Source organism: Moritella marina ATCC 15381 (assembly GCF_008931805.1).
Classification (GTDB): Bacteria; Pseudomonadota; Gammaproteobacteria; order Enterobacterales; family Moritellaceae; genus Moritella; species Moritella marina.
In genome coordinates, this window is the sequence record NZ_CP044399.1 from 1,160,035 (window position 1) to 1,186,556 (window position 26,522).

Here is a 26,522-nt window from a genome sequence, read left to right on the forward strand (position 1 = left end):
ATTAGAATGGATACCAGAATAATTCGCTTGCCATTACACGCTTGATAATAGCTAAGGTTACCACCAAGGTAATTAACCCCATCACTGCGTAATCTTGTTTCGTCATAGGTTTTAAGCTGTACCAAGTACGTTTCTTGTTATGACCAAAGCCACGTAGTGTCATGGCATTTGAGATCTCGTCGGCGCGGTCTAGGCTTGAGAAGATCAACGGGCCTAAGATCTTAGCAACGTTTTTAATACGTGATAACACAGATACATTTTTCGATAAATCCACACCACGTGCCTGTTGTGCATGCATGATGTTAACAAAATCATTTTTCACGTCAGGTAAATAGCGTAATGTTAAGCTAACCGCATAGGCAATTTTATACGGTACACCAAGACGGTTTAAACTTGCAGCAAATTCCGTCGGGTGCGTGGTAAACACAAAGACTAATGCAATCGGGAACATGCTGAAGTATTTTAATGTGACCGTCAGTAAGTAATATAAGGTTTCTTGTGTTAGGGAGTAATCACCCCATAACGGTAATAAAACCGTGCTTGAGCCAATATATTCTACGCCTTGCTGTGGTGCGAGTAAGAACATGAATAAGGCGTTAATGCTAAGTACACTGGCAGTGGCAATTAAGAGTGGTTTATACACTGAAAACGGTACTTTAGTTAATTTAAGTAACGTGCAACCGGTAATAATAAGCGCGAGTATAAGGCGTAAATCAAACGTCGTTAATACCACGGTTACCCATGCTAGAAACAAGACAAACTTAGTGACACCATTAAGTTTATGTAGGGCTGAGTTGGTATTGACATAGTTAATACCAAAATCAATTTTCTTGGTTTTATTCACGCTACTTTTATGCTTTTTCTTAATGCCGTTGTTAACAGTATTTTTTATTGTGTTTTTATTCATATTACTTTCACGGTTCGTGTTGATCTGCATTATGAAGGTGCCACTTCAGATTTAATAAATTGCTGCATAAAACCATCTGTATTGTTTATACCGATTGCATTTGCGAGTGTATACAAACTGGTTATTTTTAAATTCGCACGATCAAGTAGTGCAGGGTCGCTGAATACTTGTGAAACTGGCGCGTTGGCAATCAATTTACTTTCTGCGATCACTATTGAACGCGAGGTATATTCTAATACGAGGTGCATATCGTGAGAAATAATCAACACTGTAATGCCCAAGGTTTTGTTCAATGTTTTAATGAACGACAGCATCGAGGTGTAGTTACGATGATCTTGTCCTGCTGTAGGTTCATCTAAAATAAGTAATTCTGGTTCGAGTGCTAGGATAGATGCAATCGTGACGCGTTTTTTCTGACCATAGCTAAGCGCTTCAATTGGCCAGTGACGATATTTCATCAGACCGCATAAACCGAGTACGTGCAGTACTTTTTCTTCAATAAATGCTTCGTCGTGACCACGGTTACGTAGACCAAACGCGATTTCATCAAAAATCATGTGATTTGAGATCATGTGATTTGGATTTTGCATTACCACACCCACCTTTTGAGCACGCTCAAAGATAGAGAGGTCAGCGATATTTTCACCATTAAGTTTAATTTGACCCGCATCAGGAGCGATAACGCCCATTATCAGCTTAGTGATAGTTGATTTACCCGAACCATTCTTGCCTAAGATAGAGACAAATTCACCACGATTAATACTAAATGAAATATCTTCAAGCGCGTTCTTTTCGCCTGTATAAGAATACGTTAAATCATTAATTTCAAGTAAGGTTTCGTTTGCCTGTGGCTGAACAATAGGCGCTTGCGCATTAAACCAATTGGTTAACGGTGTTTGATATTGCTGTAAATCCATCTTGTCGATATAAGCAGGGTTATCTGTCACTGCAATAGGGCAGTTCGCTGCTTTTAATGCCGAAATATACAAGGGTTCACGAATACCATGAACCTGTAGTAACGGTGAAACAATCATTGCATCAGGCGACATATCGGCAATGATCTGGCCACGTTCCATTAAGATCACGCGGTCGACATGGCGGTGTAATACATCTTCGAGACGATGCTCGATAATGATAACTGTTTTGCCAGTGTCTTTATGCAACTGGTCGATGATCTCGATGGTTGCTTTACCTGTTTTAGGATCCAGGCTGGCCAATGGTTCATCAAATAACAAGATGTCAGTATCGTCAACCAGAATACCGGCAAGTGATACACGCTGTTTTTGACCACCGGATAATGCATAAGGCGAATGGTCAAGTAAATCATCAAGATCAACCATCGCGGCAGTTTTCTGCACGATAGGCAACATTTCGGCTTGAGAAATCATGTCATTCTCAAGCGCAAATGCAATATCTTCACCAATACTTAAACCAACGAATTGGCTGTCGGTATCTTGTAATACCGAGCCTACCGATTCGCTATAGTCTTGCATGCGTAACCCAAATACGGGCGTATCATTAATGGTTAAGCTGCCAGACATCTCGCCTTTTATAGCATGCGGAATAAGACCGTTTAAGCATTGTCCAAGGGTAGATTTACCACTCCCACTTGGACCAATAATGACAATTTTCTCTCCTTTCTCTATCCTTAGATTTATGCCTTTGAGTGTCGCTTTATCCTGCGAAGCATATTTAAAAGAGAAGTCAGAAAATTCGATGGTCATTGTTGATTAACCCTCGGTCAAATTGCGGCTTTGCTTCTTACGTTTGGCAAACGCAGTCAGTAATATGTAGCCAACAACAGCGATTAATACCGTGTTACCTGCAGCAATGATGGTTAATTGCGTCATTACTTTAGTAAATGGTTCAGCATAAAGCACTGTATCGAGAAGTGCGGATACACCGTAACCGACAGTATTACCGACTAAAGCAAGTACAACAAAGAGCGCCATGTCTTTCATCGAAAACTCGCCTTTCTCTAAACGACCTTGTGTCAGTTTAGGGAATAAACCGATAATAAGACCAACGATACCAGAGCCTAATACCCACGTTAACCAAACACCCCAACCAGAGAATAAATCTGTAACCCAATGACCGATAAAGCCTACTAAGAAACCAACTAATGGACCAAATAATACCGAGAAGAGTGCAAGCACTGCCATCGCAGGTTTAAGTGTGGTGTTTGCAAACACTGGAATACCAAACATAGGTAGTCCGCCGATGCCATATAACGCAGCACCAATTGCAATCACAACAACGGTTTTAGCTGAAAGATTCATAATAAGCCTTGGGGTAAATTAATACGAAAAATTAAAGGTGAAAATTGTACAGGAATATAGGCTATTAAGGAAATAAACTTGAGGTGGCCTGGTCTTTATAGGTACTTAATCTTCGATGCTGTTTAGATATACGGCAATAATACCGCCTAAACATTGGTTATTTAATAATGACAATAAGGGGGTTATGATTGAAGCTTATGATATTCAACTGCTGTAGCTGGATCTGTTAAGAGAGTAAGCATGAACTTAAAACCAATCAAAACTGCCATTATAGGTTACGGATTTTCGGCAAAAACATTTCATATTCCCTTCATTAGTCACTTGGCTGAATTTGAGTTGACTGCAATCAGTAGTAGCCAACGTGAAGCTGTTACAACAGATTTCCCTCAGGTAGAGCATTACTTAACAGCAGAAACGTTATTACAACAATCAGATGCGGAATTGGTGATTATCACAGCGCCTAACGATGTGCACTTCTCATTAGCGAAAGCGGCGTTGGAACAGAACAAGCACGTTATTATCGAAAAGCCCTTTGTGATTAATGTAGCAGATGGTGAAGCACTGATCGCATTAGCTGCTGAAAAAGGGCTTGTTTTAAGTGTCTATAACAACCGCCGCTGGGATGGGGACTTTCTTACTGTTAAAAAGCTCATTGAAGACGGCAGTTTAGGCGAGGTGAAATGCTTTGAATCTCATTTCGACCGTTTTAGACCCGAAGTACGTCAACGCTGGCGTGAACAATCGAGCACTGGTGGCGGTATACTATTTGATTTAGGTCCGCATCTTATTGATCAAACATTGCAGTTGTTTGGATTACCCAATGCGATCACTGCACAGTGCTTAATCATGAGAGAAGGCTCTACAAACATAGATTACTTTAACCTTGTATTGCATTACCCAGACCACATTGCCACGTTACATTGTGATTTGTTCAGTGCTGGACCCAATAAGCGCTTTAGTGTCAAAGGTAATAAAGCGAGTTATGAAAAATACGGCTTAGATCCGCAAGAAGATCGCTTAAAAGCAGGCGTTGTGCCGGTGGATGCAAGCTGGGCAGATGAAGCACCTGAGCAATATGGTCATTTATATACTTTAGATACAGCTGCAACCGTGCAGACTGAACGCGGTGGTTATCAGCATTACTTCCAAGCAATGGCAGTCTCTATAAATAGTGAAGGCCAAGCGCCGGTGAATGCTGAAGATGCGTTGTGGAGTATTAAGTTGATTGAGTTAGCGATAGAAAGCAGTCGTTTAGGTCAGACTTTAACTGTGCCGAGATAGTCTTCGTATTGTTTTTTTAATATCGCAATATCGATACATATAGCGTTCGATATTGCGATTTAGCCTGAGCGAGAGTTATAACCTATAGCAGTAAAATAGTACCCAATCCTAAGAACACCACAAAACCTATGATGTCAGTCACTGTGGTCAAAATAACAGAACCGGATAATGCTGGGTCAATTTTCATTTTATCTAACGCAACAGGCACTAACACACCCGCGAGTGCCGCAGTAATGATATTGGCGACAATTGCTAAGCCAATAACGATACCGAGCATGACATCGTCAAACCAGTAACCCGTCACTAAACCAATCACTAATGACCACAGAATACCATTGAGGATTGCGACTTTTAGTTCCTTGAATAACAAAGGCTTCATGTTTGCCATCGAGATATGCCCTAATGCTAAACCACGGACAATCAAGGTTAAGGTCTGGCTGCCTGCAATACCGCCCATAGAGGCAACCACGGGCATTAATACTGCCAGCGCAACAACCTGTTGGATGGTCGCTTCAAACATCCCTATGAACCAAGATGCTAAAAATGCGGTTAGCAAGTTGATGCCCAGCCAAATAGCACGATTCTTCGCACTTTTACGAACGGGTGAAAATAGATCTTCGTTTTCATCTAGACCCGCTGTTGCCATTATTTGTGATTCAGCATGTTCGGCTTGCAGTTTATAAGCGGCGCCAATATCTAAACGGCCGATGAGTAAACCGCCTGTAGTAATAACGGGTAACGCGGACTCATTGCTTTGCGCCACTTTGTCTGCGGCAATGTAAACATCTTCATTGGCGCTTAAAGTGAGGTAATCCTCTTCAATTAACTCTGCCACGCGTAATAACGGATCTGCACCAAATAATTGATTGATACGAACAACACCTTGCCAATTACCGCGGTTATCCACCAGGAACACCACGTTACAGTGTGATGAACTGCTACGGCGAATCAATCTTAACACTACTTTTATTTTGGTTTTAGCCGGAACAACAAGTGGCTGATGATCACACCAATGTCCCACTTCGTCATCATTAAACTGTTGCGCAGCCGAGTAGTGCGATAGCTGAGTTTCATCCATCTTCGCGAGCACGGTTTCAAGATGGTGATCGGGAATGATATCTTGTAATTCAACTAATGTGTTGGCATCAATATCAGTGAAAAGTGTCAGTAATTCTGCATGGGTTAATGAATCAACAATGGACTCACCAGCATCTGCACGCATCTCGACTAATATCGGCAATTTTATATCGGCAGATATTTGTGCCCAGGTTTCTAAACGTTCTAAAAAGGGCAGAGATTCTAACAATAAGGCCATATCGACAGGCGACGTTTCATGCTCAAGTTTTTCAATAAAAGCTTGCTGCGCTGATGTATCAAGATTATTTGTTAGTAGTTCTTCAACTGCATTTTGAACGTCATTTTCTGGCATCGTCCGACCTTATATATTTGTGATATATTTATCTTAAGAGTAAGACGAGATTATCAACCCTTAATGATTACAGGTAAATAGATTTTATATAAAGTTTCACGATATGCATAATCGTGTGATGCGTTATAAAATAATCCATGCTTATCTATGTAGCCATATGTTAATAGTATAATGTAACTGTCATTCCCTCTTTTTTAACAAAAAACGCATGGTTTACAATAAAATATATTATGTTTTGGCGGTATAATTAATAAATTTTGTTATAATGCGGATTCTTAATTTGGATATAAATGGTAAAGGGAAATGAGGCTAAATAAACAGAATGTAGCACTAGCATTATTAGTTGTAACTACATTGTGGGGCTGTGCTCCAACGGAAGAGGAAAAAAAGCAAAAAGAAGAAGAAAACAAAAATAGACCGAGTATTTCATTGCAATCTAGTACTTCAATTTCTGAGCCTATAAATGGTGCTATTTCATTTCCTACAACGGTTAGTTTATCTAAAACATCGACTGTTGACGTTACCGCTAAATATGCAATTACACCATTGAGTGCTATGCCTGCAGGTGATTTTGAAATGAAGAATGGCTTAGTATCAATACCAGCAGGAGCATTAACTGCTGATATTGATATTACAGTTTATAGTGATAATCTCGATGAAAATGACGAAGAGTTCATCGTATCTTTAAGCTCAATAACTAACGCTAATTTGGGTAATATTTCACAAATTATTACAATTAATGACTCTGACCTCGATACTACGAACCTATCATTTGAAACCGATAACGCTCAGGTTGCTGAAGGTTCTGGCTTGTATAAAATTAAGATTCTATTGAGCGCGCCTTCTGAAAAAGAGGTGAAAATACCATTTACGATTGCTGGTTTAGCAAGCGAAGGGCAAGATTTCATTATTAATACGAGTAGCCCGATAACAGTTACTACTGGTACAACAGAAGTCGAAATAGAGTTAGATTTTATCGATGACAATATTCCTGAAGGTGGTGAATCTGTTATCTTGCAACTTGAGAGTCCAGAAAATGCAGAGCTTGGTAAATACAGTAAATTATTACTTACGATCCCTGGTGATGTTGGACTAAACGATACCGGTATTACTACTTGGTATAACGGCAGCAGTTTTATTGAAGCTCAAAAAAATTCTGATTATCCAGGACAAGATGCAGAATTTGGGCGAGATGTTGTCATTACAGAACCAAGTGACGGTCCAACAGCCTTTAGTTTTACAAAGCTTGATTATGCGGGTAACTCGCTGCCAAGCAGTGCAACTAATGCGAGTTGTGTGCAAGATAATCGCACAGGTTTAGTCTTTGAGCTTAAACAAGAGGTTCAGAAGTTACCGGCATTTGATGGTGACCCTTTAGCTGAGTATATTGATAAAGCACTTGAAGATGGTAATTATGAGTATTATGACTCACATGCAAGTTGGCGAGCTAATAATTATGGTTACTATTGGTATAGCAGTGATACAGAGAATAATGGTGGTGGCAGTGGTCCTGTAGGTAGTGTATTCGCGAACGAAAAATACCCTATTTCGCCTAGTTGTGCATTCCCGTATGAAGGTTCAGGGGGTTACAATCCTGAGCACAACAGTTGTAATACCAGCATTTATGCTAGTACTTTTAACAGTTTAGCTGTCTGTGGTTTTCAAGACTGGAAGCTTCCTACGATAGAACAACTTCGTTCGATTCATAATTATCGTGCGACGCAACCACTTGTTGATGAAGTTAACTTTTTCCCTAAGACTAATATTGGTGGTAACACAGGTACAGATCCTAATTCTGCAAACTATATATCTTCTACCACATCAGCTGATGCTAGTGGTGCGGCTTGGTGTATGAACTCAACTACAGGGCAAGTTCGTTTGTGTAATAAACATGTGCCAAACTTGGTCCGAATGGTTCGTGGAGGAGCTCAATAATGAAAAAAATAATTCTCACTTTAAGCTTAACTGCTGCGATAAGTGCTCCAGCTTTAGCTCAGACATGTAAATCGGCAAGTATCACCCCATCAAATCCGATAGGACAATATTTGGATAATGAAGATGGCACCATTACTGACATTGTAAATGAATTGATGTGGTCACGTTGTTCATTAGGACAAGCTTTTCAAGGCGGGAATTGTATTAATATTCCCTTAAATTACGACACCTGGAAAGCTGCATTAGATGGAGCTGAAACGAATAAGGATGATGGTAGGTATAGCGATTGGCGCTTGCCTAATATCAAAGAACTTGGTTCAATAGTTGAGCGCTCTTGTGTTGCACCCGCTATTGACCTTCGTTTGTTTCCATCAACGCCATCAACACCTTATTGGTCTAGTACGTTTGATTATAGAGGTATTAATACGGTTAAAGGTTTAATCATTGATTTTCATGATGGCACTGAAATAGTAAAAGAAGTCAGTAGTCATAAATTTGTGCGTTTGGTCAGAGATTTATAACATTAATTGTAATTTTTACTTAATATGCTAGTGAGTTAAATATTTACTAGCATATTACACCCTCGTATATGCTCCGAACTTATTCCCCCCATAATGACGCATTACTAATCACGCTATAAAACTAATGCTTTAATATATTTATTCAATATTTCTCGAATGGAACAAAGTAGTGGCTGTTATAATTATTAACTTTACGGGGAGCAAACTATACTTTATTTGCCATAAACAGGGTTAAGTGGAATTAACGTCTGTTTTGTCGAACTGTAATCGGAGTACCATAATATGAAATATTTATTATTAAGTATGTTAACCGCTGCCGTGTTAACCCTCAGTGGTTGTGAATCTGGCGTTGACTCACCAAGTGGATTTAGTCTACCCGAGGGGGATGCTGTCAGAGGTCAATCAGTATTGGTAAAATATCAATGTTTATCATGTCATCAAATGGAAGGCATTACACCGACCGATGTTGTAGATAACCCTGAGTTATCCGTTAAGTTAGGCGGTAAAACAAGTGGTATTAAAACCTATGCGGAACTTGTTACTTCAGTTATTAACCCGTCACACAAAATCGCCAAGGGTTATCCAAAATCCACATTACAGGTGGATGGGGTATCAAAAATGAAAAACTATAATGATGTGATGACCGTTGGTGAATTATCTGATCTGGTGTTTTTTCTGCAGTCTAGCTATGAGTTGACCCCGTATCCAAGAACGCAATATCGTTATTACGAAACGCTGTAACATCGAAGCCGAGTTTGCTTATCTCCCACCTAACTAGCGATGTTATTGTATGCACTAGTTAGGTGACTCTATCGGGCTGTCATTCCCGTTAGGAAGGATAGTTATCTAACCTCTTACACCATTCTCTTGCACTATCGTCATGCACTATAAATGTTTTCCATTGCACCATTATGGCTCGCGCGACAGCATGTCTCACAATATCGGTGACACAATGTCATCTTAATCAGCTGTATATCTCGCTAATTCATTGTTAAAACACCGTTCAAGGATAAGTTAAGCTATTAATTACTGTTTGCTTGCGCTCCCTTATCGAATAAATATTTGTCTAAAGCTGGTATCAATATTGCTGTGTTAATAGTGTATTCATTGCTATTAAATCATATTGAGAAGGCGCCTTATGAAATTTTTACTTTCCGGATTTTTCTCTAATAACATGTTTGTCTTAGCTACATTGTTGATAGGTACAATGCTGTTATTAAGTCATCAGTTTTTTATTGCCGCTTGCTTATTACTCGGAGGTGGTATTTGTATTTATGTTTTGTTATTACAGCGAATTAAGCAAGAGCAACAAGGCTTGCTGAGAATATTGGCGCTGAGCCCGCAAGGTCAAATGAATTCAGGTATAAATAAGTTATTAACTGAGCATAATATCGTTATGTTATTACCGGTATTGACCACTATTTATCAGTCTAATAAGCAGTTTAAACGTGGCTACAATGAGATCAGCAACCAAAATTTAGAAATTGGTTATTCAGCCAAAGAGCTCGCGAATAACGCAGATGAAACAGCGAAACAAGCGGATGTTCAACATCTGAACTGTTTAACAACCGCCACTGCTACAGCGCAGATTAATGTGAGTTTGACGGATATATCACGACGAATTGAAGATATTAACCATGCAGTGATAGACGCTAAAGATAATTGTCAGCACAGTTTTAAAACCCTCGTTGATAGTAAACAGCAAGTCTCACAAGTGAGTGATGTCATCATCAATACGCAGCAGAGCTTGCAGCAACTAAAAGAAAAATTAGATACGGTGATTTTGATGTCGAGTGTGATTAGCGAAATGGCCGCACAAACTAATTTACTGTCAATCAATGCCACGATTGAAGCCGCAAAAGCAGGGGAATACGGCAGAGGGTTTTCTGTTGTCGCCGGTGAAATGAAAATGTTAGCGCAGCGTAGTCAAACATCAGCGCAGACTATTACCAATAAAACCAAAGAAGTAACCGAAAATATGCACGCTGTAGAAAGCTATATGCAAGATGCTATTGGGCATATTGATCAAAGTGGTGTTCGAGTTGAATCTGCTTGTGAACATCTCAATAATATCGTCAAGAAGACCGAGAGTATGGCGGTCGATATTGATGGTGTAGCCGTTGCAACAGAGCAACAAATGTATGCGCTTAAGGATATTACTCAGGCGGTGGAACAGCTTACGATACTCTCCGCACAAAACAGCCATATGTCGATACAGCAAGCGAATGTTGCTAATCACCTTCACGACATCACTCGTATTACTTAATAAGGAGATTAATATGAACAATACTATTCTGATTTACGGATTAACTATATTAGTCAGCATTTTACTTATTGCTATGAGTATTTATTTGGTTAAAGCTCATCAATGTAATGGATTGCGTAACCAACAAATAACGGGCTTTAATATAGTGACTCGGTTACGTGAATTACTCTCGCATGTACAACAGCATCGCGGCATCAGTAATGCTTTACTCAACGGTGATGTAAGTTTGACCAGCAGATTAACGCCGTTAACCTTAAAAGTAAGTAAAAGCATCGGCGCTATTAACAAAGAATTTAAAACCGGGGACGTTGGCGAACAATTACAACCCTTGCCACGATGGGAGTCTATTACAGAGCATTGGTCGCGACTATCGATAAAAACGAATCAATTAACAAGCGCAAATAATTTACAACAACATAATAAATTGATCCTTAATATCTTATATTTTATTGATGATATTGCCGAGCAACATCAAATATATAAAATTGTTGATGCGCAAGGTGAAGCGATGCGCCATATGTGGTTGGAACTTTTATTTACGGCAGAAAATATAGGCCAAATCAGGGCTATTGGTACCGGTGTGGCGGCAGCTAATATATGTACGAGCGTTGAACGTATTCGGTTAAATTATCTGTGTAATTCATTACAACAAAGTTTGGATGATGGATTGATGCGAGGCAACAGCGAGCAGATACGTCAGTTATTACAGGTTGTTGTACAGCAAGTTACTATCGATATACCGAGCATAAAGGCAGAGGAGTTTTTTAATCTTGCCAGTACTTGTGTTGAGAAAATATTGCTAGAATTTGATAAACAGTTACAACAATTTGAACAGCAAATTATGCCTGCCAACGAACAGAGAATCGTTGCCAGCAATTAGACTTTGTTGTTTCGATATGGTGACAGTTTGATTCATATCAAGAAATATTTGATTATAAATCCGTGTTAAACGGAACCGCTATTTATCTCCTTATTATGAACTATGCTTTGAGTAACATTTGGTTTAGATATAATAAGGAAAGTAACATGCGCTTACCTCTCTCTTTCTTATCTATTGCTATCTCTGCAGTGTTGTCTACACCGCCTGCTTTCGCTAAAGTTGTCGGCACGCTCAATAATGTTGAAACAAATGCTTCCATTCTGATTGATGGTGTTGTCGATACCGCGTGGTCCGCCGCGCCTGTACTAAAGGTTAATATCAACAAAATACCTTATCAGCCTAACAACGGTTACGAAGGTATCAAGCAAACCTCGTATACGATCCAGTCAATGCGCAAGCAAGGTGATATCTACTTTCTTATTCAATGGGCAGATCCGACAGAAAGTGTGAATCGCTTTCCATGGATGCAGCAAGCTGACGGTAGTTGGCAACAACTAATGAATAAAGATGATACTGGCCATGATAATACTTATTATGAAGATAAAATGGCCATCCTCTGGAATATCAACCTAAAATCGTTTAAGAAAAAAGGTTGTGCAGCCGCTTGCCATATGGCTAAAGGTGGCATGCAGAAAGGCATTGTTGATAAAGCGCCTGGGCGTAAATATACCAAAGCTGGCACCACTATTGATATGTGGCATTGGAAAGGCGTGCGCTCCAATCCTGTTGGGCAGGCAGATGACCAATATATTCATGATAATACCGATCCGAAAGCCAATAAAAACTGGGGGCGTTCGGGTGATGCCAAAACCGGTGGTGGTTACAGCAATAATGTCAAAGATGGCCAACCGGCGTTTGTACAAACCGACCTTACGAATGATGCCGTTGTGGTTCTGGATGCTGAAAAAATGCCGCTTGATGCCAATTGGCAGCAGACCAATCGTATTCCCGGTATTGTCACTGCGCCGTTTACAGGTTCACGAGGGGATTTAACCGCTAAAGGGGTTTGGAACGATGGCATATGGACGCTAGAGATTCGCCGCGCTATGGTGACGGCTGGTGATGAATCGAGTACCCAAGATGTGCAATTTATCGATCTTTCTAAAGCCTATGATTTTGGTGTGTCAATCTTTGATAATTCGCAAATTAACCATGTTTATCACGACGGTGTACTGCAAATGCGCTTTAAATAGTTGCGTTATGCTTACTGATAAAATGAGGAGTTGATGTGGATATTAAAGCGTTAAATTTAGCCTCTCGATTAGCTATATCTGGGTTATGTCTGTCGATTTTATACGGCATATTATATGCAGCGATGGCGATATCACTGAGTACCACGGGTCAGATTGCACAAATTCCGAGTTTGAGCACAGTACAGCAAAAGTACGCAGGTATTGCCATTGTAAGTGCAATGCGAGGTTCTATGTATGATCATGTTTCTGATGATGATTATATTGAGGTCGTGAAGGACTGGGTTGAAGCTGGTAGCTCGCAGGCGCTCTATGAGTCTGACATCGCGCCAATCATGGACGAAGACTGTACGGATTGTCATAGCGCAGGGTCGACGATGACTGATGCGATGACATCTATGCCATTAACGACTTATGATGAAGTAAAGGCGTTGACTAAAAAAGGTATACCTTGGAATAAGCTCGCGGTGGAAACCCATACTCACTTATTCGCGATTAGTATGATGGTGTTTATTCTTAGCATGCTGTTATCGATTACGCAGGTCTTTAATTGGATCAAATATGTGTTGATTTGTGCTGCGTTCTTAGGTCTGTGGGGCGATGTGTTATTTTGGACATTAGCTAAATTTGTTGGGTTTGTGGGTTACTTAATACCAGTGACAGGCGGATTATTGATTAGTGCGATAGCGGTTATAGCGATTGTGGTGTTATTGGATTGTTGGAGCCGAGTGCCTTGGATTAGTAAATGATATTGTATTTTTCTAAGCCACTCTTGTACGTGTTATTACTGGTATTGCTCAGCCCAGTCATACTCCACGCCGCACCTGACAAAGAATCTGACTCCCAACTCCAACATTCAGGACCGCCACCTATGCTGGTGGAAGTCAGTCTTATTACCCGCGGGATTGCAGAGCCGATGGTCGAATTAGTTGGCAGTATCCGTTATGCGCGAGTGTCTCGGGTCGCTGCAGAGGTTGGTGGTATTGTTGACACCATTCACTTTACCGCAGGCGCTAGAGTCAACGCGGGGCAGCCTTTGGTAAAGCTGCGCTCAGACCTACTTGAAGCTAGGCTTGCAGGTACCCGTGCTAATCACCGTCAGGCTCAACTTGAACTCGAGCGTGCGGACAAGGATTTACGCCGTATCAAAGCGTTATTCGCCGATAAATCTGTTTCCGAATCCCTCTATGATGAAAATTATTATCGCGTACTGGCGCAGAAAAAACGCGTCATCGCCCTCAAGGCCATTCTTGACTATCAGCAGTTACAAATACAAAAAACCCAAATCAATGCACCGTTCGACGGCTTGGTTCAAGCAAAGCTGACAGAGCAAGGCGAGTGGGTTGCTGCCGGAGGCAAAGTTGCCGTGATTGCTGATGATCAACAGCTAGAGGTTGAAGTCGATGTACAGCGACATCTGCTAGACTTCTTAGAGGCTGGTCGTCAAATTTCGGTTCGCAGTGCTGGACAAGATTATACCGGCTTGTTTGTGAATTTTTTGCCTCAAGGTAATATTGCGACCCGGAGTTTCACCGTCAAACTAAAGCTTGAACAAGCGCAGGGTTTAATTGCTGGCATGCAAGCATACGTTAGTTTACCCAGTGGTTCTAAAATAAACAGCTTTTTGGTACCGAGGGATGCGGTTATTAATCAGTTTGGTAAGCAGATTGTTTTTCTGGCTGTTGAGGGAAAAGCAAAAATGGTTACGGTACAAATCTTAGGCCATCAAGGCATGTTGGTGGCGGTAAAAGGACCTGGACTTACTGATGACCAGCAAGTGGTGACCAAAGGTAACGAACGCATACGCGACGGTCAAGCAATACGTTTTTAAGCTGAATGCCATCACACAGAGATTGTTTATGGATATTATCCGCTTCTCAATAATAAAGCCTGTCACCATTCTTGCCGGTATTATCATGCTGCTCATGTTTGGCATCATCAGCCTGACGCGCTTACCTTACCAACTGAGTCCAACTGTGATCGAGCCTGAGATACAGGTAAAAACCAACTGGCGTGGTGCAACACCCTACGAGATTGAGCGTGAGATAATTGAAGAGCAGGAAAACATCCTCAAAGGCTTACCCGACTTAATCGAAATGGAAAGTGAAGCGCGTAACGGTCAGGGCAGTGTTACTTTACGTTTTAAGGTCGGTACCAGTGTTGAGCAGGCGCTGTTACGCGTTACCAACAAGATCAATGAAGTTGCCTCTTATCCTGCCGAAGTCGATAACCCTGTGGTTAATGCCTCTGGCGCGACGGCATCTCCTGTGATCTGGATGATCCTAAAAACCAAGGCCGGTAATCACCGCCCGGTGCAAACCTACAGGACCTTTTTTGAGAATGAAGTTCGTCAGCATATTGAACGGGTTAAAGGGGTATCTGAGTTATTTATCGGTAGTGGTACCGAAGAGCAGATGCACGTTATCATCAGTACCGAAAAGCTCGCCGCTTACGGGTTGACAATCAACGCCGTTATCGAGGTGATCCAGAGTGAAAATACCAATGTATCGGCTGGTACGTTGGGGGTTGGTCGGCGTGATTTCCGTATTCGTACCACGGGTGAATTTAAATCGGCAGCAGACATTGCGGCAGTGGTATTACGCTCTACTGGCCAGCAACGGGTATTACTCGGTGATGTCGCTGAGATCCGTCAAGACTACGCCAAGAAAAATTCAGTGGTGTTGCACAATGCCATTCCGGGTATTGCCATTGGCGTGCGTCCGGAAACTGGCTCGAACATCCTTGAAATGACCAATCTAGTCGAAGCGCGTTATCAATGGTTGAATGCTAATACCCTCGCATCAGAAGGACTTTATCTTGATTGGGTTTATGATCAGCGCTTCTACATTGACGGCGCTATCGATCAGATCCAACAAAATATTATGTTTGGTGGGCTGCTTGCTATAGGCGTTTTATTGCTCTTTTTGCGTAGTGTTCGCGCCACCATTGTCGTCGCTACGGCTATCCCAATCAGTATTATTGCTACTTTTATCTTTCTTGATTTTTTGGGGCGTAATCTCAATGTAGTCAGTCTCGCGGGGATAGCTTTTGCTGTTGGTATGCTGGTGGATAATGCCATTGTCGTTATCGAGAATATTGTGCGTCACCGGCAGATGGGCAAAACAGCATTCGATGCTGCCTTGGATGGCACGCAAGAAGTCTGGGGTGCAGTACTGGCCTCAACCATTACCACTGTTGCCGTTTTTTTACCTGTGGTGTTTATTGAAGAAGAGGCTGGACAGCTATTTCGTGACATTGCTATCGCTGTTGTGGCCGCCGTTTCGTTAAGTTTGTTTGTATCGATATCGGTGATCCCTATGCTTGCCTATCGGTTGTTCCGCGGTCAAAAGCAGGTAATTATCAGCAAGCGAACGTTACTTGATAGGTTAGGTCAATGGCTGTCAAACCAAGTGATGACCCTGGTTACACTAGCAATACGTAGCTGGATCACGCGGCTCACGACTATCTGTTTACTTACCGGATTGGCAATCACATCAGTTTGGCTATTAACGCCGAAAATGGAGTATCTGCCACAAGGAAATCGTAATCTAGTACTTAATATATTGATACCGCCACCAGGGTTGTCGACAGCTGAACGGGTGGAAATAGGCGAGTATTTTTTCGATATGGCTCTGCCGCACATTGGGGCAGATGTCGATGATGTACCAGCGATAAAGAATATGTTTTACGTCGGTGCCGAGGGGTTTATCATTTCAGGGGCGATCAGTGAACACTGGGATCGAGCCAGCGAATTACTGCCTTTTTTCACTGAGTTGATTTATAGCATACCCGGCATGTACGGGGTGAGTTTACAACCCGGCGTATTTGAGTCTGGACTCGGTGAAGGTCGAGCAATCAAACTCAATATTAGTGGTCATGATTTACACCAAATTACCGCCGCGTCAGCGACTATGTTTAATTTGATTAATACTCAGTTGGCAGGCAGCCAGATACGACCTATACCGTCTATTGAACTGACTTATCCTGAAGTGCTAATGTTACCGGACCATGATCGATTACGCGCTAACAATATGTCGACGCTTGATTTGGGTGTGGCATTGGATGTACTCATGGATGGTCGCGTTATCGGTGATTACAAACAAGAAGGTAAAAAGAAAATAGATTTGATAATGAAAGCGGACGATAGTGATTTTGTTACTCCAGAGGCGCTTTATCAGGCGAATTTAGCCACGCCCAATGGTGAGGTTGTGCCGGTTTCTTCATTAGCGCAATTGCAACAAACCACTGGCATGGCCTTGATCCGCCATCTAGAAAGTAGCAGAACGGTGACGTTGCAAATCACCCCGCCGAAATCAATGCCCCTGCAAACAGCGATGGAAATTATAGAGCAACAGATAATTCGTGAGATGAACAGTATGAATCAACTTGATGGTTTGCGCGTTAATATGAGTGGTGCTGCGGACAAATTAGTACAGACTCGCGAAGTATTGCAGTGGAATTTTTTATTGGCTATTTTTATCGCTTACCTACTGATGGCGTCGTTATTCAGCAATTTTATTTACCCACTGATTATTATGCTGACGGTACCCTTGGCTAGCGCGGGTGGTTTTATCGGCCTCAAGATATTGAACATCTACATCGTACCGCAACCAATGGACGTGCTAACCATGTTGGGCTTCGTTATTCTTGTTGGTGTGGTGGTTAACAATGCTATCTTGATTGTCCATCAAGCGCTGAACAATTTTCACTCGGGGGGAATGGACTATCAGCAAGCTGTGCTGGAATCGACTCGTAGTCGTCTGCGCCCTATCTACATGAGTGCAACCACCAGTATTTGTGGCATGCTGCCGTTAGTACTGATCCCAGGGCCTGGTTCTGAGCTTTATCGTGGTCTCGGCAGTGTTATTCTTGGTGGGTTGGCGGTTTCAACTGTATTTACTATTTTGGTGATCCCGGCCATTTTGGTGTTTGTGATCCGCATGGAAAAACGCCCTAGTGAGTAGATACTGACTAGGGCGTTGATTAACTAAACAAACTCGTTGCTTCAACCGGGTTTTGTTCAACTTCATGCTGGTATTTTTCTTTTGATTCACTCGAAAAATAAGGTTCAACCAACATAATAATACGTAACACGATACGCTGAGTAATCGCTTGAAGATCGTAATCTTCTTCAGCTAATTGTGTATCAAGTGAGTTCGTTGCGATCAAGCAGATAGTATCCGCCATTGAGCTTTGCTGCGCTTCACTCATCTTGATTTCACTGCTGGCATTTAGCGACGTGAGCATCTTTAAGAAAAAGCTATGATGATTATTAACGAGACGCATAAAGCGACGTTTCAACAACTTGTTCTCATCGAAAATCACTTTCATATCACGATAGAAGAACGAGTATTGCTGAATCAAACCAACATACACATTGAGGTAGGCCCAATAATCTTCAAACGCTTGCACGTCATCTTCATAGAATGACATGAGCTTGTTAATAGCGGCTTCATATTCATAAAACAGCTCAGTTAATAATTGGTCTTTGCCGTTAAAATGGTAATACAAATTACCTGGGCTTATTTCTAGCGCATTGGCAATCTCAACAGTAGATACTTTTACGTGTCCGTACTGGCTAAACATCTCTAAACTACACTGTAATATCCTGTCACGTGTTTTCATCGTTTATCCCTACGCTGATGTTGTTACAGCTGTATTCGCTGTATCAGTGGTGATTTTTTTTTCTGCAGCAACTTTTTTTGCAGGTTGAGTTACTTTGCTATCTGATGCTGGAACTTGCACTTCTTTAGATTTTTCTGCGTCCGCTAATATTTGTTCGATAATCGCTAAACTTTCTTGTTTAATGTCCGAGTTATCTTTAGGCATAGCAAGCAGTGCTATTTGTTCCATTACAGAGGTTGTTGCACTCGTTAGTACTTCGTCTTCAAGTTCAGCGAAGGCACTATTAACGAATTCAGCTAAATCGGTTAAATCAGGAAGGGCAGAACGACATGATACTAAACCAACATTAATTAAACCGTTATAGCTGTACAACGTAATGTTCAGAGACATACCTGGTGGTAAGACTGAGATAGGAAAACATTGCTCCATTCTCGCACCCATCATATACAGCGGTTCACGTGGGCCCGGTACATTTGAAATTAGTACATTACCCATTGGCGGTAATATGGTGTCTAAGCTTAAAAATTCACTGACAACGGCAAGGCCTTGGCTCGCCATGGTATAGCTAGTCAGTGCTTCTTTCGTTAGTAGACGTGTTTCATTTTTTAATTTGATGCACGAATCTTTAATCGTCATTAAGCGTTCAAGCGGAGACTCACCACGGTAAGCTAACTCAACTAAGCTGATTGCAACTTGGTTGTTGGTTACTGTATCTCCAGCGTCGCGTAAGCTCATTGGCATTTGCGCAACAAGGGGTTTCTTAAGGTTAAAGTTCTTGCTTGCAAGGTAGTTATGAATAGCCATATCGCAGATAGTAACAACGACATCATTGATCGTCGCGCCAGTCATCTTACCAATACGCTTCACTCGTGTTAGTGGTAGTGCTGAAACAGCTGCACGACGCGCACGCTTAGGGCTCACTGAAAAGGGTGTTTTTGGAGCCATAAAAGGTGTTGGCATATCTGCTTTATATACATTTGCAGCTTGGAACAGCAATTTAGTTGTTAGTTTAGTCAGCGATGGAATTGATTTAACTTGATCTGAGAGCTTTTTCGATGTCTTACCAATCGATGTAAGCATGCTATCAAGCTCTTTTTCTTTTTGCTCGCGTTCAATATTCCAAAATGCAGTCATCGGCGCGTCAGTATTATTACTTAAATAAGACATCAATAGCTGATTGGCTTTCGCACCGTCAGTGAAGGCGTGGTGTGCTTTTAAGTAAATGGCGAACTTGTTATCTTCTAAGCCATCAATCAAGATCATTTCCCACAGCGGTCGGTTTCTATCGAGCAATGTTTCGTGTTGATGTTCAACAAAGTGTAGCAACTGACTTTCATTGCCTGGTTGCGGTAGCATGGCAAATCTTACATGGTAAGACAGGTCGATGTTGTTATCTTCTTGCCAGTGATACTGCCCAGTAAGTTGTTTCTTGAGCTTTAAATTAAAGGGTTGTTTAATCTCATCTTGTGACATTAAGCTATCAAACAGATCTCGGGTAAAGTTACCTTCGTAATGCTCAGGCGCCGTGAAAATTTGTAATCCTGCTACATGTTTAGGACTGGCGACTGTTTCTGTATACAAAAAACCCATATCAACTAGCGTTAGTGCTTGCATGTTATCTAATCCCTATGCTGTAAATCCATAAAATAAAGTGTTTAGATACTAAGCTCTACTTTGTAGTTTTTCTATATCTATATGGGTATATGTTAGTTTGTTGTTTTGTATTTGTAAATAGTGACAAGGTGTTAAATGTGTTTTTAAGAGTATGAAAATAGTATTAAATATATTATAGGTATTGTTACTTAACTATTTTATTACTTTATTTGTTAAGTTTAAAAATGAATTTGGCATTTAAAAAAACCGTTATAAACAAAGAGGTCTGACCATTTGGTAATAATTATAGTATGTCATGTTAGCGGTATCTTTAAGGGGGGGTTGTAACAGTATTAAGCAAGGAATAAAGCCCGGTAATGATGCCTTTTTATTTGATTTTTATTTTATTTTTAATTTAATAATGCCAATTTAGCACCTGTTTTGGCATTTTCACTGATATTTTAGCTAGGGCGTAATAAACGGGTTGTTTTGCGCTATAACGTAAAGGTAAAATATTGAGAATTAAAGATGAGTTTTAAACACTAACGGATATATATAATGCGAGTTAAATCGTTTTACTGTGCGCTATTATTGCTGTTAATGACGGGTTGTAGTCAGCATAGCAGCATAAAAAAAAGTACGATAAATCAAGCTGAAACAGCACCCCAAATTAATGTCCCAACTGCCGAGCTTGCTTATGTGCAGGGGCTGTTGTTGTCGCAATATAAAGATTGGCGTGGCACGCCGCATAAATGGGGCGGGATGAGTAAGCGCGGTGTTGATTGTTCCGGTTTGGTTAAACTGACCTTTGAGCAACAATTTGCATTATCGTTTCCACGGACAACCGCAGAACAAGTAAAAGTCGGTCGTTCGATTAAGCGTCAGCAATTACGCACGGGTGATTTAGTCTTTTTTAAAACGGGTGTGAATGTGCGTCACGTGGGGATCATGGTTGATGAATTCCAATTCTTTCATGCATCGAGCAGCCGTGGCGTGATCATATCTCGATTAGATAATCCCTATTGGCATAGCCATTACTGGCAATCAAGAAGAGTTAATTTATAAATGATGGAACAGAAATTAATTAAAGTGGTCGTTGGGTCTAAAAATCCGGTTAAAGTGAATGCGTCACGCAGCGTGATTGCGCAATTGTATCCTGACTGCATTGTTGAATGTGAGGGGTTAAATGCGGCTTCTAATGTACCGGACCAACCAATGAATGCGGCTGAAACCCGTGACGGTGCGATTAACCGTGTGAAGTATTGCCAGCAGCATGCTGATGCGGACTTTTATATTGCTATCGAAGGTGGGGTCGATCTGCTTGATGATGGCCCTGCTACATTTGCATACGTTGTTATTGCTAGTAAAGATCAGCTGTCTGTTGGCCGCAGTGCGGCATTACCTTTACCTGCGCCTATTTATCAGTCGTTGCTTGATGGTGAAGAGTTAGGACCGGTGATGGACAAGTTATTCAAGACGGTTAATATCAAGCATAAAGGTGGGGCGATTGGTTTACTCACTAATGGTCATGCTACACGCGAGAGTAATTATACTCAAGCACTCACATTAGCAATGGCGCCATTTTTATATCCTGACCTTTATGGGCAATAGCACTGTGAGTAAATAGCATTGCTTGCCAATAACTTGATACGCTTGTTGTTTCAGGCTGTTATTCGAACGCTTTGTAATTTTATGTAAAGGAAATTGATGACTACTATTGATAATAATTCTCATTTGTGATTATTATTAGGGTATAGTTTATAAGCGTTTATAGGGATAGCAGCATGGCGACCAAGGTTAACTTAAGTATATCAACACATAAACTGGCAGAGTTGATTCAAGCGGGTCACCTGTGTGTTGCAGATTTGAACTGCTTAGATGCTGAATCGAAGCAACAAGTTTGGCAGTTGTGTTTATGGAGTTGCAACAAGCGCGTTCATTGCACCAAACCTTGTACGCAGCAATGTAACAGTGGTTATTGTGCTGATACGAAAAATATCAGTGAGCTGGACTACGAGTCAGCATTAATTGTCGTTAATGCTGACGGATAGCTAATCGTACTTATACTTCGTTCAGCACATCTGTTGCTGTGCCTAGATACACTTCCGCTGCCAACAGTATTGATTCATGTAAAGTCGGGTGCGCATGTACGGTATGAGCAATATTGTCTGCGGTAAACTTATTGTGTATCGCTAAACACACCTCACCAAATATCTCATCGGCATTGTTACCTATCATGCCTCCACCAATTAAAGTGTGATCATCGCTATTAAAGATCAGCTTGGTTAAACCGTTGGTGTTCACATCTGTATTGGCACGACCGAGAGAACGCCAAGGTAGATTGATGACCTTATAATTTAACGCACTACTTGCTAATTGCTTTTCAGTCCAGCCCAACCATGTCACTGTCGGGAAGCTGGTAGCCATAAAAGGTTGAGTTAATAAATCACGTTGTGAGTCGGTGTCGTCGGCGATAAATACCGCGTCATAAATACTATCTGGTAATGATTTTTTTTTACTGCTGACAGATAGCTGCACTTGGTTATCAATGAAATTAAAAGCCCTGATTTCTGCTTGGGGTTTTATTTTGAAAAGCCGTTTTATATAGCGTTGAAAGGTTTTGTTAATATCTTTATCCAGTTCAGGAAAAACCTCATCTCCCGTAATTAATATATCTACACTTGTGCCAAGGGCCTGGTAAATAGTCGCTATTTCAATCGCAGCAATACCTGAGCCAACAACGGCTAACTTAGTTGGTATAAAAGGTAAGGCAATCGCTTCGTTATAATGCCAGATATATTTGTTGGTAGAGATATTGGCACTTGTAACTGATGAATCTGTTGTATTAGCTAATTCAGGTGTGTCTGAGGTGCAAGCGACGTAATATTGGCTTTCAAGTGTATCTAATTGTCGTTGCATCAATGCCAGATGAATTTGAGGTTCTGAAAATTCAATGCCTTGAGCGGTTGCAGCTTGAATATTGTGAATTGATTTAGCCATATGTAGCAGGGCATGAGTACGGATCATTCTAGTATTACAGTGAGGTTGTGTGATCGTGTTCATAGGCTCTCTTTGTTTTATTACTACTTTATGGGTGCATTTAAGCAGTTTGTTGTGTAAGTGGCAATGTCTACATCACTATTAAGCTTAATAACTAAGTAATAATGGGTAGAAGTGTTAAACTGTTCACAATCATTATCAACAGATGAATTGGCTATGCGTAAACCTTTGTGGACTCCTGTTATCGTTTCTGTACTCATCGGGGGTAGTGCGGCGGGTTATTATTTATTAAGCGATTATAAAGCCCTAGAAACACAGCAAGCTGTGATCGCTGCAGCGCCTTTTGAGCAACTTTCATTATCGCAAATGAGTGATAAGCGAATTTTAACTCTGCAAGCCAAACTTTATGACGATAAGCAGAATGCTAAACTCTGGTACCAGCTCGGTAATGCTTATATGTATAACGGAGAATACGATAATGCAGTATTAGTATTCGATTATGCAATCCGTTTAACCCCAAGCCCAACAGCAATGCATTACTCAGCAAAGGCGTCTGCATTGTATTACGCAAACGGTCAGCATTTAACTGCTGATGTGCAGGTATTACTTGAGCAGGCATTAGCACTTGAACCGAATAATCAGACGGCCTTAATGATGTTAGCGGCAAATGAGTTTATGAATGTGCGGTACCAACAAGCTATCGATCTTTGGGTGCAATTACTCGATTCTGATCAGCAGGGCTTAGATAGGGTATCGATTATTAATTCAATAAACCAAGCGAAACAGTTTATTCAATAACAAACGGATTAAGGTCAAATTAAAAGGCCTGACTCCGATAGAATATCGAAACCAGGCCTTACAAGCCGCTTAACTAAAATGTCCAACTTAATGGGGTCACTTCATGATGTCGGCATTTTTATGATCACGAGTTATAGGTTGTAACTAATAAGTCGCTTCGCGTTTTTCAGCTTCTGCTTCCCACTCTGGTACCAGTGTTTTTAAGAATTCAGCTTTCTCTTTTTTCATTTTTTCCATATCCATACCAAGTGCTTGTTGTGCAAGTTCTTTGGTTGAGATATCAGGGATCTCGATTGGATCTGTTATACCTTTCTTAGCAAGTAGACGGATGAGCAGAGCACGCGCATCTGTTGCACGGTCTAATGCTGTACCGAGGACGCGTAATGCCACTTCAGGTGCATGCATATGCACGCCGTGAGAGGCGATTGCATAATCCCAACGCCATTGTGCATGACGGATATTAAGTTGGATGTCATCCATTTCAGCTTGTGTTGCACCTGCATCCCATGCGGCTTTAGCTTCGAAATGTGCTGCGATGATTTGTTTTTCAGCCAGTAACTTCATTTCAGTCACTTGCTGTTTACGGGTTTTAACCACATCTTGGAGCATTTCTTTACTTTGTGTATGACAGTTTGCACAAGTATCTTGGAAACGATCAAATGGGTTACCGACTTTATGATCGGTGAACACTGTACCGTCTGCATTTTTCACTTTCGGCATATGGCAATCAACACACGTTACGTTGTTTTTACCGTGAATACCTTCGCGCCATGTTTCATAACCGGGATGCTGTGCTTTTAGCATTGGTGTTTTAGAAACGGCGTGAGTCCAATCTTTAAAGCCGATTTCGTCATAGTATTCTTCCATCTGATCAACGGTTGTGCCTTTATCCCACGGGAATTTAACGGCCTTTGTTGGTCCGGTGAAGTAATATTCAACGTGGCATTGCGCACAGACTTGCGCTTGCTGGTCAAGGCGACCTTGCTCAGCAAATGGTTTACCAATAGTTGCCATTGCACGTTCAACATGTGGACGAGTCAATTTAAGTGCTGGTTCACCATTTTTAAATGCGTCACTACGAGTATCATGACAATCGGCACAGCCAATGGCATTTACTACCTCTGCGCCGCCTTTAGCCCATTTACCTGAGAAATAAGCATCTTCACCATTTTCTTCAATAAAGCGTGCTACGTCAGGGCTTTTACAGCTCCAGCAAGACATGACCATAGGGCCATTCTTGGCATTCGTTGGTCCACCTGTACGCAAGGTATTACGGATGTCATCAATGGCATAGAAATGCCCACGGGCTTTGTTGTAGTCTTTAGAGAAGCCATAACCTGCCCACATGATGACCATATTTGGATCGCCTTGCAGTGCATCTTCTATTTCTGCACTTTCACTTGTGGCTTTCCAAGTTTCGTACTGATCTGGATGTGCTTGTTGAAATTTTTCGTTACGAGGTTCTAATTTTTCTGTTACTTGCTCCGCAGCAAACACCGATGTACTCATACTCAGTAATAGCGTTGCTAATAGCGCGGTTACGCCTGACGTTGGTTTAAGCATTTTATATAAACTAACCATGTTGTCTCCAATTTATAATTATTTAGATTGACCAAGCGTTGTGAGAAAGGCAATAAATAAAAATTGGCATGTAATTATATTTTTTAATTTAATCTTCACGTTAGATAGATTACTTTAAATAATATAAATACCTTATTTAAAATATCTTTAATTCACCTAAACATATATACAAATTGGTTATTACCTTTGGGTTTGTTGTTTTCGATCAAGATATTAAACCAACATGATTTAATTAATAAAAGCCGTATGTAATTAAGCACTACAAAGTGTGATCTATACACTAAATTACATGTGTTGACATTTATTTACATTTCAATAACAACCTATAGTCTTTCTAAAACATAAGCTTATGCGTTTGTTGACGTATATCTCAAATTTAAAATTAATCCATTATGGGTACTTATTTAGGGTGGTCTATTTTGAAGTTTTAAAATATAGTGAACTCGTTAAGCGTTGTGGCTGGCATTATAAATAAGAATTATTCTTAATTAGGATTAGTGTTACTCAGGGAAATAAATAATAGATTAATTTTAATTTAATAATCTATTCATTCTGAATAACTAAACTAACGAAAATTAAAATGTGTTTTTAATTAACACACATTTTTATAATTCTCATAGAAGGATGCAAAATGGGTAATGTAAAATTAGCCATACGTACAACGATTAGCTTTCTGCTCTTCATATGTATCTATGGTTTTAATTTCAGTGTTACTGCTGAGTCGTCAGATAGCCAGAACCTTGGTGCGAATACAGATGGCCGACATGAAGTAACGTTTATTCGTGATAGTGATAATGCGTGTACGCAATGTCATAAAGACTCGAAAGAAACACGCCAAGGTACGCATGGCGAAAAAGTCGTCGCAGAAATTGGCCGAGACCTTAAATGTGTTGAATGCCATAATTCGATTGGTCCAGACCACCGCGAAAATCCCACTCAGGTTACCAAGTACTCAGCCGCTCAATCTCAAATAGGTACGCATAAAACCCAGCTTGATTTTGACGCTATCTTAAAAGCAACTGGCAACTGTACTGAATGCCATACCGCCGATAAATTACAAGAAAAAACCTGGGTACATGATGTCCATGCGAAAAAAGCCACTTGTTCGTCTTGCCATGTGATCCATGCCGATGGTGAAAAAGAAGGTATGCAAGCACTAGAACGTAAGGCTCAGATTGCGCAGTGCGTCGATTGTCATAAAGACTTTAACTTGAATAAAGAAGGTAAGGGAGACTGA

General features: G+C 40.9%; 24 protein-coding genes. 16 read left to right on the forward strand and 8 right to left on the reverse strand.

Features of this window, described 5'->3' with window-relative positions; all coding sequences use genetic code 11:
• Position 1 precedes the first annotated feature (1 nt).
• The 3 genes from FR932_RS05305 to FR932_RS05315 are packed head-to-tail and all read right to left on the reverse strand — an operon-like array spanning position 2 to position 3,186.
• The gene (locus FR932_RS05305; RefSeq protein WP_019439887.1) at positions 2-937 is read right to left on the reverse strand and encodes an energy-coupling factor transporter transmembrane component T family protein; all 936 of its coding nucleotides are present in this window, start codon (positions 935-937) and stop codon (positions 2-4) included.
• A complete protein-coding gene (locus FR932_RS05310; RefSeq protein ID WP_019439886.1) occupies positions 937-2,631 on the reverse strand; it encodes an ABC transporter ATP-binding protein in 1,695 nt (564 codons plus the stop codon). Before FR932_RS05310 ends, FR932_RS05305 begins: the two co-directional genes overlap by 1 nt.
• A gap of 6 nt (positions 2,632-2,637) precedes the next feature.
• A complete protein-coding gene (locus FR932_RS05315) occupies positions 2,638-3,186 on the reverse strand; it encodes an ECF-type riboflavin transporter substrate-binding protein (RefSeq protein ID WP_019439885.1) in 549 nt (182 codons plus the stop codon).
• Positions 3,187-3,426: 240 nt separating this feature from the next.
• On the opposite strand from FR932_RS05315, the gene FR932_RS05320 reads away from it, so the two are divergent.
• On the forward strand, positions 3,427-4,467 hold the full coding sequence (locus FR932_RS05320) for an oxidoreductase (protein ID WP_019439884.1): 1,041 nt from the start codon (positions 3,427-3,429) through the stop codon (positions 4,465-4,467).
• 82 nt (positions 4,468-4,549) lie between these two features.
• Here the strand turns inward: FR932_RS05320 and FR932_RS05325 are convergent, their stop codons facing one another.
• Positions 4,550-5,896: a magnesium transporter gene (locus FR932_RS05325; RefSeq protein WP_019439883.1), complete on the reverse strand. Its 1,347-nt coding sequence runs from the start codon at positions 5,894-5,896 to the stop codon at positions 4,550-4,552.
• 303 nt (positions 5,897-6,199) lie between these two features.
• On the opposite strand from FR932_RS05325, the gene FR932_RS05330 reads away from it, so the two are divergent.
• The 9 genes from FR932_RS05330 (at position 6,200) to FR932_RS05370 (ending at position 17,652) form a co-directional block, all read left to right on the forward strand.
• The gene (locus tag FR932_RS05330; protein WP_019439882.1) at positions 6,200-7,831 is read left to right on the forward strand and encodes an Lcl C-terminal domain-containing protein; all 1,632 of its coding nucleotides are present in this window, start codon (positions 6,200-6,202) and stop codon (positions 7,829-7,831) included.
• A complete protein-coding gene (locus FR932_RS05335; RefSeq protein ID WP_019439881.1) occupies positions 7,831-8,352 on the forward strand; it encodes an Lcl C-terminal domain-containing protein in 522 nt (173 codons plus the stop codon). The genes FR932_RS05330 and FR932_RS05335 overlap by 1 nt, the downstream gene beginning before the upstream one ends.
• 282 nt (positions 8,353-8,634) lie before the next feature.
• The gene (locus tag FR932_RS05340; protein WP_019439880.1) at positions 8,635-9,093 is read left to right on the forward strand and encodes a hypothetical protein; all 459 of its coding nucleotides are present in this window, start codon (positions 8,635-8,637) and stop codon (positions 9,091-9,093) included.
• Positions 9,094-9,490: 397 nt separating this feature from the next.
• The gene (locus FR932_RS05345) at positions 9,491-10,618 is read left to right on the forward strand and encodes a methyl-accepting chemotaxis protein (RefSeq protein WP_019628793.1); all 1,128 of its coding nucleotides are present in this window, start codon (positions 9,491-9,493) and stop codon (positions 10,616-10,618) included.
• Between the two features lie 13 nt (positions 10,619-10,631).
• Positions 10,632-11,498 carry a hypothetical protein gene (locus FR932_RS05350; protein WP_019439878.1) on the forward strand — a complete coding sequence of 289 codons (867 nt, stop codon included), beginning with the start codon at positions 10,632-10,634 and terminating at the stop codon, positions 11,496-11,498.
• 146 nt (positions 11,499-11,644) lie between these two features.
• On the forward strand, positions 11,645-12,691 hold the full coding sequence (locus tag FR932_RS05355; RefSeq protein ID WP_019439877.1) for an ethylbenzene dehydrogenase-related protein: 1,047 nt from the start codon (positions 11,645-11,647) through the stop codon (positions 12,689-12,691).
• A 35-nt stretch (positions 12,692-12,726) separates the two neighbouring features.
• Entirely contained in the window at positions 12,727-13,437 is a 711-nt protein-coding gene (locus FR932_RS05360) for a hypothetical protein (RefSeq protein WP_019439876.1), read from the forward strand.
• Positions 13,434-14,519 carry an efflux RND transporter periplasmic adaptor subunit gene (locus FR932_RS05365; protein ID WP_019439875.1) on the forward strand — a complete coding sequence of 362 codons (1,086 nt, stop codon included), beginning with the start codon at positions 13,434-13,436 and terminating at the stop codon, positions 14,517-14,519. Before FR932_RS05360 ends, FR932_RS05365 begins: the two co-directional genes overlap by 4 nt.
• Positions 14,520-14,547: 28 nt before the next feature.
• A complete protein-coding gene (locus FR932_RS05370) occupies positions 14,548-17,652 on the forward strand; it encodes an efflux RND transporter permease subunit (protein ID WP_019439874.1) in 3,105 nt (1,034 codons plus the stop codon).
• A gap of 19 nt (positions 17,653-17,671) precedes the next feature.
• On the opposite strand, the gene FR932_RS05375 is transcribed toward FR932_RS05370, so the two are convergent.
• On the reverse strand, positions 17,672-18,313 hold the full coding sequence (locus tag FR932_RS05375; RefSeq protein WP_019439873.1) for a TetR/AcrR family transcriptional regulator: 642 nt from the start codon (positions 18,311-18,313) through the stop codon (positions 17,672-17,674).
• A gap of 9 nt (positions 18,314-18,322) precedes the next feature.
• Positions 18,323-19,927, reverse strand: a complete 1,605-nt coding sequence (locus tag FR932_RS05380; protein WP_019439872.1) for a wax ester/triacylglycerol synthase family O-acyltransferase — start codon at positions 19,925-19,927, stop codon at positions 18,323-18,325.
• Positions 19,928-20,464: 537 nt separating this feature from the next.
• On the opposite strand from FR932_RS05380, the gene FR932_RS05385 reads away from it, so the two are divergent.
• The 3 genes from FR932_RS05385 to FR932_RS05395 all read left to right on the forward strand — a co-directional run bounded on the left by FR932_RS05385 (position 20,465) and on the right by FR932_RS05395 (position 21,957).
• Positions 20,465-20,971, forward strand: a complete 507-nt coding sequence (locus FR932_RS05385) for an NlpC/P60 family protein (protein WP_019439871.1) — start codon at positions 20,465-20,467, stop codon at positions 20,969-20,971.
• 3 nt (positions 20,972-20,974) lie between these two features.
• Positions 20,975-21,517, forward strand: a complete 543-nt coding sequence (yjjX, locus tag FR932_RS05390; RefSeq protein ID WP_026032040.1) for an inosine/xanthosine triphosphatase — start codon at positions 20,975-20,977, stop codon at positions 21,515-21,517.
• Positions 21,518-21,690: 173 nt separating this feature from the next.
• Positions 21,691-21,957: a hypothetical protein gene (locus FR932_RS05395; RefSeq protein WP_019439869.1), complete on the forward strand. Its 267-nt coding sequence runs from the start codon at positions 21,691-21,693 to the stop codon at positions 21,955-21,957.
• Between the two features lie 10 nt (positions 21,958-21,967).
• Here the strand turns inward: FR932_RS05395 and FR932_RS05400 are convergent, their stop codons facing one another.
• The gene (locus FR932_RS05400; RefSeq protein ID WP_019628792.1) at positions 21,968-22,969 is read right to left on the reverse strand and encodes an FAD-dependent oxidoreductase; all 1,002 of its coding nucleotides are present in this window, start codon (positions 22,967-22,969) and stop codon (positions 21,968-21,970) included.
• Between the two features lie 111 nt (positions 22,970-23,080).
• On the opposite strand from FR932_RS05400, the gene FR932_RS05405 reads away from it, so the two are divergent.
• Positions 23,081-23,704 carry a TPR domain-containing protein gene (locus FR932_RS05405; RefSeq protein WP_019439867.1) on the forward strand — a complete coding sequence of 208 codons (624 nt, stop codon included), beginning with the start codon at positions 23,081-23,083 and terminating at the stop codon, positions 23,702-23,704.
• Positions 23,705-23,711: 7 nt separating this feature from the next.
• On the forward strand, positions 23,712-23,777 hold the full coding sequence (locus FR932_RS21880; RefSeq protein WP_081624260.1) for an integrase core domain-containing protein: 66 nt from the start codon (positions 23,712-23,714) through the stop codon (positions 23,775-23,777).
• 71 nt (positions 23,778-23,848) lie between these two features.
• Here the strand turns inward: FR932_RS21880 and nrfA are convergent, their stop codons facing one another.
• Complete coding sequence (gene nrfA, locus FR932_RS05415; protein WP_019439866.1) at positions 23,849-25,285, reverse strand: ammonia-forming nitrite reductase cytochrome c552 subunit; 1,437 nt, start codon at positions 25,283-25,285, stop codon at positions 23,849-23,851.
• A gap of 631 nt (positions 25,286-25,916) precedes the next feature.
• On the opposite strand from nrfA, the gene FR932_RS05420 reads away from it, so the two are divergent.
• Positions 25,917-26,522 (forward strand): cysteine hydrolase, encoded by a 606-nt coding sequence (locus FR932_RS05420; protein WP_019439865.1) that lies wholly within the window; start codon positions 25,917-25,919, stop codon positions 26,520-26,522.